The following is a 12,241-nucleotide window of genomic DNA, read 5'->3' as shown; positions in this document are numbered from 1 at the left end:
TGGATTGACCGGCGCTGCCTTCATCCGCACCAGGACTTGATTGCCGGTGGTGGCCATCTCCGGGCTTCCGCTTTTTTGGGGGCATGTCGCGTGAACAGGTAGGACAAAGCCGCCCCAACTCCCGCCCGGTACGCGCTCCATACGAGGATGCGCAATGTAACGTCTAGGTGATCTGAGGCATTGGCTCGACCAAAGGCAGGAACCCAAACTGCCCCGGAGGGTTGGTTCTTTGATGAATGAAGGAGCCACCATGTCTACCATCACGACGACCAACCCCGCAAACGGCGAGGCCATCGAGACCTATTCGTTGATGACCAGAAATGAGGCCGTGCAGAAACTGGAGGCCGCGCATGCAGCTTTCCTGGACTGGCGCGGGAAATCCCATGCCAAGCGCGCGCCCTATCTGATACGGATCGCCAAGGTTCTGCGCGACCACGCCGACGAGCTGGCCAAGCTGATGACCCGTGAGACGGGCAAGCTGTACAAGGACGGCAAGACCGAAGTCGAGATCTGCGCCGCGATCCTTGAATACACCGCGCAGCACGGACCTGACGTGCTGGCCGACGAAGAGCGTACCCACGGTACCAAGGGCGCGCGCGGTGTTGTCAGCCATCAACCCATCGGTGTGATCTATTCGATCCAGCCGTGGAATTTCCCGCTTTACCAGCCCGTACGTGTGCTGGCCGCGAACCTCATGGCGGGCAACGCCTGCGTGCTGAAACACGCCAGCATCTGTACTGGATCGGGGCTGCGCCTGCGCGAACTGTGCATCGAGGCCGGCCTGCCCGCAGACCTGTTCCAGGTCATCCTGATCGACCACGACACCAGCGACGCGCTGATCGAACACCCCCTTGTGCGGGGCGTCACGATGACTGGCAGCGACGGCGCCGGCCGGCACATCGGCGGCGTGGCTGCCAAGGCGCTGAAGAAGACACTGCTGGAGCTTGGCTCGAATGATGCCTACCTCGTGCTGGAGGATGCCGACATCGAAACAGCAGTAAAATATTCCGTTATGGGGCGGCTCTACAACAACGGCGAAACCTGCGTATCAGCCAAGCGTTTCGTGGTGACCGAAAAGGTCTATGACGCCTTCGTCTCGGCCTTTGTCGATCAGATGCAGTCGATCGTCATGGGTGACCCGATGGATGAGGACACCCAACTGGGCCCGTTGTCCAGCGACGACCAGTTTCAGACGGTCAAGGAACAGGTAACGCAAAGCATCGCAAAAGGCGCCAAGGTGCTGTGCGGTGGCACCGCGCCCGAGCGCAGCGGCGCCTATTATCCCGCCACCGTGCTGGTGGACGTGGCGCCAGGGATGCCGGCCTATGACGACGAAATCTTTGGTCCGGTTGCCGCGGTGATCCGCGCCCGGGACGACGAGGATGCGATGCGCATCGCCAACGACAGCCGCTACGGCCTTGGCGGCGGGATCTTTTGCCAGGACGAAGAGCGTGCGCTGAAACTCGCCCGCGATCACTTCGACACCGGCATGGTGCGGATCAACTCCTTTGGTGCCGCCGATCCGAACATGCCCTTTGGGGGCGTGAAGGATTCCGGCTATGGCCGCGAACATGGCGGCTTTGGCATGAAGGAATTTACCAACGCAAAGGCGATCTTCCTGCCATGATCACGTTGCACGCTTTGAAATATTCGCGCGCGACCCGTGTCTTGTGGTTGCTGGCCGACCTTGGCCAGCCCTGCAATCGGGTCGACTATGACCGCACCGAGGCCTTCCGCGCCCCCGAAGCGTTGGCACGGGTGCATCCTCTGGGCAAATCCCCGGTCATCGAGGACGAAGGTGAGTTGATCGCCGAATCCGCCACGATCCTGCGTTATCTCGCGGCCAAGTACGGCGACACCACCCACGCACCGCCGCCGGGCACGCCAGCCTTTTGGCAGCACGAGGCGCAGCTGGACTATGTGGAGGCTTCGTTGGCCGAAGCCGCCCTGCAGGCGATTTTGCCCGCCTTTCGCGGCAAGCCCGCGCCGGACGATGCGCTCGCTGCGCTGAACCGCCACCTCGACTACATCGCGCAGGCCATCGGTGATGGCCCGCTGCTGTTCGGGGAGCGGGCCATGTTGGCGGACATCCAGCTGTCTTATATCGTGGCGCTTCTGGCTCGATTTGATCTGCTTACCGACCACCCCGCCATCGCGTCCTATTGGAACGCCCTGCAGAAACAGCCCGGCTACATCGCCGCCACGCAGGCCGCCGGCCCGATGGCTCCGCCTGCGCCATGACTTGGAAAGGAACAGATATGTCCAAGAGAATTCTCGTCGCCGGTGCCAGCGGTAAAACCGGCCGCATCCTGACCCGGGACCTTGTGGATCAGGGCCACAAGGTCGTCGCGCTTACAAGGGACAGCTCGGACATCAGCGTCTTGCCCAAAGCCGCAAACCTGCGCCATGCCGACCTGACTCATTCATGGTCTTGATCGGCTCAGCAAAACGAAGGTCGAACTTCAGTGCCGATTTTTACGGTTGTAGAAGACCGTCCGAAACGGGGGGCTTCACAATTCCCCTATAAGTCATTGATAAATATAATTTATTAAGAATAATCCTATCCGCGGCACGCAAAAAAATATGCGCGCCGCGAAAAAATATGCGCTCACCTACACGACCTTAAAAGTCGAGGTTCGCCACGCTCAGCGCGTTGTCCTGGATGAACTCCCGGCGTGGTTCCACAACATCGCCCATCAGCTTGGTGAACAGATCGTCCGCCTCGGCCATGTCGTCGATGGTCACGCGCAGCAGGGTGCGGGCGTCCGGGTCCAGCGTGGTTTCCCACAGCTGGCCGGGGTTCATTTCCCCAAGCCCCTTGTAGCGCTGAAGGGTCAGACCCTTTTCGCCTTCGTCCAGAATGGCCTGCAACAGGTCCAGCGGGCCGTGGATCATCTGACGGCGATCCTTGCGTTCCAGCACCGCAGGGGTGTTGTAGACGTTCTGCAGGCTTTGGGTAAAGGTGCCGGTCTTGCGCGCCTCGCCTGATCGAAGCATCGGGCCGTCCATGGTCCGAACCTCTTCGACGCCGCGCAGGATGCGCGCCAGGCGAATGCCCTTGTCCTGCGTGATCCGGCCCTGCCAGCCGCGTTCATATTCCAGCGCCACCAGATCCAGACGCGCCGCGACCTTGTCGGCCACGCCTTGCAGGTCGGCATCCACCGCGCCGGGCACAAAGGCCCCGGCAATGGCGGCCTGTTCCAGGATATGGCGCGGGTAATGCGTGGGAAAGGCGTCCAGAACGCGGCGCAGCTGGCGCGCCTCTTCGACCACGCGCACCAGATCCTGACCGACGATGACTTCGCCGTGGCCCAGTTTCAGCTGCGCCCCTTCGATCCCCATCTGGATCAGGTAGTCGTCCAAGGCGGCCTGGTCCTTGAGGTAAACCTCGGATTTGCCACGCGCGACCTTATAAAGCGGCGGCTGCGCGATATACAGGTGCCCGCGTTCGATCAGCTGCGGCATCTGTCGATAGAAGAAGGTCAGCAGCAGCGTGCGGATATGCGCGCCGTCCACGTCGGCGTCGGTCATGATGACGATCTTGTGGTAACGCAGCTTGTCGATGTTGAATTCATCACGGCCAATGCCGGTGCCCAAAGCCATGACAAGGTTGCCGATTTCCTGGCTGCCCAGCATCCGGTCAAACCGCGCGCGTTCGACGTTCAGGATCTTGCCGCGCAGGGGCAGGATGGCCTGTGTGCGGCGGTCGCGCCCGGTCTGCGCCGACCCCCCGGCCGAGTCGCCCTCGACCAGGAACAATTCGGTCTTGGAGGCATCTTTTTCCGAACAATCCTTCAGCTTGGCGGCGTTGAAACTGACGTCCATGGCGGTCTTGCGCCGGGTCAGTTCGCGTGCCTTGCGGGCGGCTTCGCGGGCAAAGGCGGCTTCGATGATCTTGCTGATGATCTGCTTGGCCTGCGCCGGGTTCTCTTCGAACCATTCCTGCAGCTTTTCGTTCATCATGCTTTCGACGGCCGGGCGCACCTCGGACGAAACCAGTTTGTCCTTGGTCTGAGAGCTGAACTTGGGGTCCGGCACCTTGACCGACAGCACGGCGGTCAGACCTTCGCGCGCGTCATCGCCGGTAAAGTTGACCTTCTCGCGCTTGGCGATCCCGGTTTCCTGCGCGTATTTCTGGATCGTCCGCGTCAGCGCCCCGCGAAAGCCCGCCAGATGCGTGCCGCCATCGCGCTGCGGAATGTTGTTGGTAAAGGGCAGGACGTTTTCGTGATAGCTGTCGTTCCACCACATGGCGATTTCGACGCCGATGTCGTCCTTTTCGCCGATGATATAGATCGGCTCGTCCATGACGGACTGCTTGTGCCGGTCCAGGTATTTGACGAATTCCTTCACGCCGCCTTCGTAGAACAGCTCAGAGCGCAGCGGCTCGGTCGGGCGTTCATCCTCAAGAATGATCCGCACGCCCGAGTTCAGAAAAGCCAGTTCGCGCAGGCGTTTTTCCAGCGTCTCGAAACTGTAGTCAAGGTTGCTGAAAGTATCGGTCGAGGCAAGAAAACGCACCTCGGTCCCGGTTTCGCCCTCGGCGTCGCCGACCACGCGCAGGTGTTCCGTCGTCTCGCCATGTTCGAACTTGGCGAAATGTTCCTTGCCGTTGCGCCAGACGCGCAGCTCCAGCCAGACCGACAGCGCGTTCACCACCGAAACGCCGACCCCGTGCAGACCGCCCGAAACCTTGTAGGAATTGCTGTCGAATTTGCCACCCGCGTGCAGCTGGGTCATGATGACCTCGGCGGCGGAAACGCCTTCTTCGGCGTGGATGGCGACCGGAATGCCGCGCCCGTTGTCACGCACCGAAACGCTGCTGTCGTCATGGATTTTGACGTGAACATAGTCGGCGTGCTTGGCCAATGCCTCGTCGATGCCGTTGTCCACGACCTCGTAGACCATGTGATGCAGGCCCGAGCCATCGTCGGTGTCCCCGATATACATGCCGGGACGCTTGCGAACAGCCTCCAAGCCCTTGAGAACCTTGATGGAATCTGCGCCGTATTCTTCGGGGGCGCCTGCAGCGTCGGACATGCCGTCTTCCTTTGTTATTTTGTCCGGATTTATAGCGGTATCAGGGGGGAATGTCACGCCGCAGACACAAGATTTGGTATCAATTCCCCAGACGCGCCACGAGCGATTCACCCGCCTCGTCCGTCACTTCCAGATGCTGGGCCCGGTCGCCCAGATCCCCGAAAAGCTCGGGGCCCGTTCCGGTCATCCAGGCCTGTGCCCCAAGCGCGCAAATCTCGTCATAAAGCGCGGCACGGCGGCCTGCATCCAGGTGCGCGGCAACCTCGTCCAGCAACACGATCGGAGGCGCGCCAAGGTCCTGCGCCAGGGCACGCGCATTGGCCAGGATCAAGGAGATCAACAGCGCCTTCTGCTCCCCCGTCGAACAGTCGGACGCCGGCACTCCCTTTGCCGCGAATACCCCGTACAGATCCGCCCGATGCGGCCCGACCAGTGACCGCCCCGCCGCCATGTCGCGAAACCGGCTTTCGGCCAGGGCGGCGCGCAGATCGGCTTCGCTCTGGGGCATTTCGCCCTCGGTCTGGGTCAACTCCAGTTCGGCCACCGGGAACTGCGTCTCGGCCTCTTGCTGCGACAGGGCCAACCGCTCGACGCTGGCAACGCGGTTGGCATGCACGGCGGCCCCCGCCTTGGCCATCTGCGCCTCAAGCGCGCCATACCAATGGGCATCGCGCACCTGCTCTTTCAGCAGGCGGTTGCGCTCGCGCATGGCCTTTTCGTAATCCAGCACCGCCTGCGCATGATCGGGGAAAAACGACAGGGTCATGCGATCAATGAAGCGCCGCCGACCCTCGGCGCCTTCGATCCACAAACGGTCCATCGCCGGGATCAACCAGACCACCCGCGCGACCCGCCCCAAGGCCACCTGAGACGCCGCCTTGTCGTCGATCTGAACCTGACGCGCCGCACCATTCTCAGAGGAAAAGGCGATCTCGTGCGCGCCGTCCGGGCCATTCAAGGTGCCCGCGATCTTCCAGCCCAGCGCCTCGGGCCGGCGTGCCATTTCCGCCGCCGAGGCCCGGCGCAGCCCGCGTCCGGGGGAAAACAATGACACCGCTTCGATCAGGTTGGTCTTGCCCGCGCCATTCGGCCCGTAAATGGCCACAGGGCGCGCATCCATGTCCAGCCGCACCAACCGGTGCGACCGGAAATGCGACAGGGTCAGACGCGACAGATACATCTACGCGCCTCCCCTTCTCTTCTTCTTGGTCAAAATACTCCCGCCGGAGGCACGATTTTTCGCAGAAAAATCGCCCTGCTCAGACGCGCATCGGCATGACGACATAGACCGCGCTGGTGTCATTGCCTTCGCGCATCAACGTGGGGTCGCCCGACGAATTGAACATGAACACCGCGTTCTCGCGATCCACCTGAGACGCGATTTCCAGCAGGTACTTGGCGTTGAATCCGATTTCCAGCGGCTCGTCGCCATAGGCCACGGCCAGCTCTTCCTCGGCGGCGCCGCTGTCGGGGGCGTTCACCGACAGGATCAGGCGATCCTCGTCCAGTTGCAGCTTGACGGCGCGCGAACGTTCCGACGACACGGTGGCCACACGGTCCACCGCCTTGGCGAACTCGCTGGCGTCCACTTCCAGCTTGCGGGTGTTGCCCTGCGGAATAACGCGGGTGTAATCCGGAAAAGTGCCGTCGATCACCTTGGAGGTCAGCGTGATTTCCGGCGTCGCAAAGCGCACCTTGGTTTCCGACACCGACACGGCGATATCCATGTCGTCATCATCCAGCAGCTTGCGCATTTCACCCACGGTCTTGCGCGGCACGATCACGCCAGGCATGTCCCCCGCCCCATCAGGCAAGGGCGCGTCAATCCGCGCCAGGCGGTGACCATCGGTGGCAACGCAGCGCAGCACCTTGCCACCATCGGCGTCGGCCACGTGCATGTAGACACCGTTCAGGTAATACCGGGTTTCCTCGGTCGAGATGGCGAATTTCGACTTGTCGAACAACCGCCGCAGCACGGCGGCCTTGGCGGTGAAATTCGACGCGTATTCCGAGCTGGCCATGACCGGGAAATCATCCCGCGGCAGCGTTGCAAGCGAAAAGTTCGACCGCCCCGCCGCGACGGTCAACCGCCCCGTGCCCGCCTCTTCGGTCAGCGACACCAGCGCGCCATCCGGCAGCTTGCGGACGATTTCATGCAGGGTCACGGCCGACACGGTCGTGCCGCCGGCCTTTTCGACCTGCGCGGGGGCCTTGTCCTGCACCTCGATGTCCAGATCGGTGGCGCGGAAGGTGACGGTATCGCCCTCGGCTTCGATCAGCACGTTGGCCAGGATCGGAATGGTGTTCCGACGCTCAACAACCGATTGCGCCTGCGCCACGGCGCGCAGCAGCGTCGCCCGTTCAATGCTGATCTTCATTGCCCTACCCTCTGCAAAGCCGGAGGCGCACCCTAGCCTGTGGATGCGCGCACTCCAAGCCCGTTTTCACGTTTTGTCGGACGGTTGTCAAAGCCCGTCAAGGTCCCGTCAAGCCAAAGGGGCGATCCAAGGACCGCCCCGATCAAACCTGTTGTGCCAGAGTCTCAGGATCAGGCTTCCAATGCGCGGCGCAGCATTTCCACATCCTCGTCGATCTGGCCGTCCTGCTGGCGCAGCTCTTCGATGCGGCGCACCCCGTGCATGACGGTGGTGTGGTCGCGCCCGCCAAAGCGGCGTCCGATTTCCGGCAAGCTGCGCGAGGTCAGCTGTTTGCACAGGTACATCGCCACCTGCCGCGGGCGGGCAAAGGTGCGCACACGCTTGGGCCCGACGATATCCGACAGGCGGATGTTGTAGTGGTCCGCCACCTTGCGCTGGATCTCGTCGATGGAAATCTTGCGCTCCGAGGCGCGCAGCACATCGGCCAAGCTGTCGTGCACCAGATCCATGTTGATCGGCTTGCCCACAAGGCTGGCAAAGGCGAACAAACGGGTCAAAGCCCCTTCGAGAACGCGCACATTGGTGCTGATCCGTTGGGCGAGGAATTCCAGAACGCCATCGTCGATCTGAAGGCCCGGGTAGTGGGCGCGGTACATTTCCGCCTTGGTCTGAAGGATGCCCAAGCGCAGCTCGTAATCCGTCGGGTGCAGGTCGACCACAAGACCCGATTGCAGACGCGACCGAATGCGGTTTTCCAGGTCCTTGATCTCGTCGGGGGCACGATCGGCCGAAATGATGATCTGTTTGTTCTGATCGACCAGCGCGTTGAAAGTGTGAAAGAACTCTTCCTGCGTGCTGTCCTTGCCGGCGATGAACTGCACGTCATCGACCATCAGCACGTCGACGCTGCGGAACATTTCCTTGAAATCCATCATCCGGCGTTCGCGCAGCGCCTGCACGAACCGGTACATGAACTGTTCCGCCGACAAGTAAAGCACGACCAGACCGGGATTGCGCGCCCGCAATTCCCACGCGATGGCGTGCATCAGGTGGGTCTTGCCCAGGCCGACGCCGCCATACAGGAACAGCGGGTTGAACGTGACGGGGCCGCCTTCTGCCACGCGCTTGGCTGCCGCATGGGCCAATTCGTTCGGCTTGCCCACGACAAAGCTGTCAAAGGTGAACCGGCTGTCCAGAGGCGCGCCGGGCAGTTCATCGCGCGCAGGTTGGGCGGCGGCGGCAGGCTCGGGCTTGGGCGCGGGCGGCGTGGCAACGGAATTGGCGGCATCCCCGACCTTGAAGGTCAGACGTCTGACACCGGGATTCACGCTGGCGATCTGCGAGATCAGCAAATCCCCAAAATTCTGCGACACGTAGTTTCCAAAGAAATTCGTCGGGGCGTCGAATCGTGCGACCCCCCCTTCCAGACCACAGAATCGGAGCGGCTTGATCCAGGTCTGATAGTTGTTGTCCCCCACCGTCTTACAAATCGTTGTTTGTAATGCGCCCCACTGTTCGTCAGTCATTTGTCCCCGTTCCGTGTCTTCGTCTTGCCTATGCCCGCACCGGCTGCAAACCCGGCGGCTGTCACTTGCTCGCAAACAATACGCAGCCATCCCATGCCAATGCGGCATGAGTTTGGCCTTGGGCCTTGAGTGTCTGCGATGGCAGCCCTGGCAGCAGCTAGAGCAAGGCCGATGCGACCCGCGTTTTGTCATTGGACATGGCCGGGGTTTCCCCCGCTACTGTCGCACGCCTTGGCAGCGGCATTCAGCATTCGAACGCAGTGTCAGAAGCGATCCTGACCCCGCGTTGGCAACCTGTCCCCCCTGCGATGTGACTCGCTTGGGGAAATTAGCAAGCTTGCCATCGTTCGGGCAACTGATCTTCGCATCTTGACTCGGGATTCCCGGAAAAGAATCTCTTTCCGTGTCAAATAGTTACAGAAACGAAAAACGGCGCCACATATAGTGGCGCCGCCTAAATAATTACACATTATGTAGTGGTGGGCTTAGCCCAGCGACTTCACACGCGATGCCAGACGCGACATTTTGCGCGATGCGGTGTTCTTGTGGAAAACGCCTTTGGTGACGCCGCGCATCAGTTCGGGCTGTGCCTCGCGCAGAGCGGCGGTTGCGGCCTCTTTGTCGCCCGATGCGATGGCTTCTTCGACCTTGCGCAGGAAGGTGCGGATGCGCGAACGGCGGGCTTTGTTGACTGCAAAACGCTTTTCGCTCTGACGTGCGCGTTTCTTCGACTGGGGCGAATTGGCCATGATGATCTGTCCTGGTTTTTCGTGTCTGAATTTCGAATGCGCAACGCCTACGAGACCCGAATTTCCTGTCGGACCGATTCTTGCCTAGCGGGCATCACGCGCATGTATCACCGGCGCCTATACAGCGCCGGGGTCTTGTGGGCAAGGCCTTTCCGACCTTGCCCCCTTGTCTCAGCGGTCGCGGAACTGTGCGCTGCGCTTTTCGGTGAAGGCGGCCATGCCTTCCTTTTGGTCATCGGTCGCGAACAGCGAATGGAACAGACGGCGTTCGTAAAGCAACCCCTCTGACAGGGTTGTTTCATAGGCCCGGTTGACTGCTTCCTTGACCGCAATCGTGGTCAGCATCGACTTTTCGGCGATCTTGTCCGCGGCGGCGCGGGCCTCTTCCATCAGGGTCTTGGCCGGAACGACGCGGCTGACCAGCCCCGAACGCTCGGCTTCGTCCGCATCCATGAAGCGGCCCGTCAGATTCATTTCCATCGCCTTCGACTTGCCGACAAAGCGCGTCAGGCGCTGAGTGCCGCCAAGGCCGGGCATGACGCCCAGGTTGATTTCCGGCTGGCCAAACTTGGCCGTGTCCGCCGCGATGATGAAATCGCACATCATCGCCAGCTCGCAACCGCCGCCCAGCGCATAGCCGGCCACCGCTGCGATGATCGGCTTGCGGGTGCGGCAGATGGTTTCGCCTTCGCGTCCGAAGAAATCGGACAGGAACATGTCGACATAGCTTTTCTCGGACATCTCCTTGATGTCCGCGCCAGCGGCGAATGCCTTGGTCGATCCGGTGATGATGATGCACCGCACCTTGTCGTTCTGGTCCGCATCGGTCAGGGCGTCACCCAATTCACCCAGCAGGTGCGAATTCAACGCGTTCAACGCGTCGGGGCGATTCAGCTTGATCGTGCAGACGTGGTCTTCGACTTCGACGATGATCGTCTCATAGGCCATAGGGTTCGGCTCCGGTCCATTTCCGTCAGGCGCTAACGCTTACCATTCTCGCGCCTTGGTTCAAGCTATCTTTGACACGAAGGGCAGTAGAAGGACGACCGCCCCGACTGGACGATTCGCCTGACATGATCGGTACAGCCCGGGGTTTTGCAGGGTGCCCCCTCTCTGCCGTAGACGTCGAAACTGTGCTGAAAATATCCAAGTTCTCCATCAGCTTGCCGAAAATCCTTCAGGCTGGAACCGCCGGCTTCGATGGCTTCGGACAGCACCTGCCGGATGATCGGAACAAGCGCGGCAATGCGCCGCTGGGCGATTTTCGTGACGCGGCGTGCTGGGTGAATTCGGCCACGGTAAAGCGTTTCGCAAACGTAGATATTGCCCAGACCGGCGACGATTTTCTGATCCAGAAGCGCCGATTTGATCGGCATGGAACGCCCCTTGAGCGCCGCCACCAGATGGGATTCGCTGAACCCGTTGCCCAAGGGTTCCGGCCCGATCGAGGCCAGCAGCGGATGCGCCTCGGCCGTGGCCGTGGGCAGCAGATCCATCGCGCCAAAGCGGCGCGGATCGTTAAAGGTGATGCGCGCGCCATTTGCCATGTCCAGCACCACATGGTCATGCTTTTCCGGCGCGGGGTGGTCGTGCACGAACTGCCCCAGGGGATCGCCCGACACCAGCATCCGCCCCGACATGCCCAGGTGGATCAACAGGCTTTCGCCCCGGTCCAGATCCGCAAGGATATACTTCGACCTCCGCCGCAGTCCCAGAACCCGCGCACCGGTCAGCCGCTGTGCCATGTTGTCCGGAAAGGGCCAGCGCAGGTCGGGCCGGTTCACCCGTGCCAGCGTGATCACCTGCCCTTCCATCGCGGGGGCAAGACCACGGCGGACGGTTTCGACCTCTGGCAATTCGGGCATCTTACCTCTTGTTGATTTCCAACGCGTTGAGAATGCAGTCCTTGAACACGTCGTGGCCGGTGATCCAACGCAGGATATAGGCCGAGCGACCGTCCTCGAATTCGAGCCTGTAGGACTCGGAGCTATCCTGCTCTGCCCAGACAAGCTGTGCAAGGTCATAGGTCTGGTGCCGGAACCGCCAATCCAGTTTGTGCATCTCGTTGCCATCCAGGACGATGCGCAACCGATAGTTCAAGGTGCACAGATAGGCACTGCCCGCCAGAAAGACGACCAACGCGATCCAATCCGATCCACCCCTCATTTCACCCATCTGGAACAACAGGATCACGATCCAGACAATCAGAAGCGGCGGCAGGTACTTGGCGCCCTTGGTCGCCTCGAACAGCGCCATCCCACCGATCTGTTTCGGCCCCCTCTTGGTGCCTGCATTGTAGATGGTGCGCGCATCCTGACCGTGTTCGGAAAAGAAGACCTTGACCCCCTTGCGCATGTCCTTGAAGCCGAAAAGCCTGCGGAACAGGACAAAGCGCAGCAGGGGCACCGTGATCACCAACGGAACGATGCAGTACATCAGCAACATGGTCATCTGAAATGGCTCCCCTGATTTGCGCGGATTTGACCGTTTGTCCTTTGACTCGCATGAGTTTAAGCACAAATGCGACAGTAGGATGGCTGGATCGGAC

At 61.3% G+C, this 12,241-nt stretch carries 11 protein-coding genes; 3 read left to right on the top strand and 8 right to left on the bottom strand.

Annotated elements, in window-relative coordinates:
* Nucleotides 1-250 precede the first annotated feature (250 nt).
* From QF118_RS03810 to QF118_RS03800, 3 genes are read left to right on the top strand one after another with little or no spacing between them, the layout of a single operon-like run.
* Entirely contained in the window at nucleotides 251-1,627 is a 1,377-nt protein-coding gene (locus QF118_RS03810; RefSeq protein ID WP_282301324.1) for an NAD-dependent succinate-semialdehyde dehydrogenase, read from the top strand.
* Complete coding sequence (locus tag QF118_RS03805) at nucleotides 1,624-2,241, top strand: glutathione S-transferase family protein (protein ID WP_282301323.1); 618 nt, start codon at nucleotides 1,624-1,626, stop codon at nucleotides 2,239-2,241. Before QF118_RS03810 ends, QF118_RS03805 begins: the two co-directional genes overlap by 4 nt.
* A gap of 17 nt (nucleotides 2,242-2,258) precedes the next feature.
* Nucleotides 2,259-2,435, top strand: a complete 177-nt coding sequence (locus QF118_RS03800) for an NAD(P)H-binding protein (protein WP_282301322.1) — start codon at nucleotides 2,259-2,261, stop codon at nucleotides 2,433-2,435.
* Nucleotides 2,436-2,622: 187 nt separating this feature from the next.
* On the opposite strand, the gene gyrB is transcribed toward QF118_RS03800, so the two are convergent.
* From gyrB to QF118_RS03760, 8 genes are all read right to left on the bottom strand, one after another.
* Nucleotides 2,623-5,040, bottom strand: a complete 2,418-nt coding sequence (gene gyrB, locus QF118_RS03795) for a DNA topoisomerase (ATP-hydrolyzing) subunit B (protein WP_282301321.1) — start codon at nucleotides 5,038-5,040, stop codon at nucleotides 2,623-2,625.
* 79 nt (nucleotides 5,041-5,119) lie between these two features.
* Nucleotides 5,120-6,220, bottom strand: coding sequence for a DNA replication/repair protein RecF (gene recF, locus QF118_RS03790; RefSeq protein ID WP_282301320.1), 1,101 nt, complete (start codon nucleotides 6,218-6,220; stop codon nucleotides 5,120-5,122).
* Nucleotides 6,221-6,299: 79 nt separating this feature from the next.
* Nucleotides 6,300-7,418 carry a DNA polymerase III subunit beta gene (gene dnaN / locus QF118_RS03785; RefSeq protein ID WP_282301319.1) on the bottom strand — a complete coding sequence of 373 codons (1,119 nt, stop codon included), beginning with the start codon at nucleotides 7,416-7,418 and terminating at the stop codon, nucleotides 6,300-6,302.
* Nucleotides 7,419-7,588: 170 nt separating this feature from the next.
* Nucleotides 7,589-8,944, bottom strand: coding sequence for a chromosomal replication initiator protein DnaA (gene dnaA, locus QF118_RS03780; RefSeq protein WP_282301318.1), 1,356 nt, complete (start codon nucleotides 8,942-8,944; stop codon nucleotides 7,589-7,591).
* Nucleotides 8,945-9,429: 485 nt separating this feature from the next.
* Nucleotides 9,430-9,693, bottom strand: coding sequence for a 30S ribosomal protein S20 (rpsT, locus tag QF118_RS03775; protein WP_282301317.1), 264 nt, complete (start codon nucleotides 9,691-9,693; stop codon nucleotides 9,430-9,432).
* Nucleotides 9,694-9,864: 171 nt separating this feature from the next.
* Nucleotides 9,865-10,641: an enoyl-CoA hydratase gene (locus QF118_RS03770; protein WP_282301316.1), complete on the bottom strand. Its 777-nt coding sequence runs from the start codon at nucleotides 10,639-10,641 to the stop codon at nucleotides 9,865-9,867.
* A gap of 65 nt (nucleotides 10,642-10,706) precedes the next feature.
* A complete protein-coding gene (gene mutM, locus QF118_RS03765; protein WP_282301315.1) occupies nucleotides 10,707-11,558 on the bottom strand; it encodes a bifunctional DNA-formamidopyrimidine glycosylase/DNA-(apurinic or apyrimidinic site) lyase in 852 nt (283 codons plus the stop codon).
* 1 nt (nucleotide 11,559) lies between these two features.
* Nucleotides 11,560-12,144, bottom strand: coding sequence for a hypothetical protein (locus QF118_RS03760; protein ID WP_282301314.1), 585 nt, complete (start codon nucleotides 12,142-12,144; stop codon nucleotides 11,560-11,562).
* Nucleotides 12,145-12,241: the final 97 nt, after the last annotated feature.

The sequence above is a fragment of the Tropicibacter oceani genome, from assembly GCF_029958925.1.
Taxonomy (GTDB): Bacteria; Pseudomonadota; Alphaproteobacteria; order Rhodobacterales; family Rhodobacteraceae; genus Pacificoceanicola; species Pacificoceanicola oceani.
The sequence above is the reverse complement of the archived record's forward strand: the minus strand, read 5'-3'. Positions and strand labels throughout refer to the sequence as shown.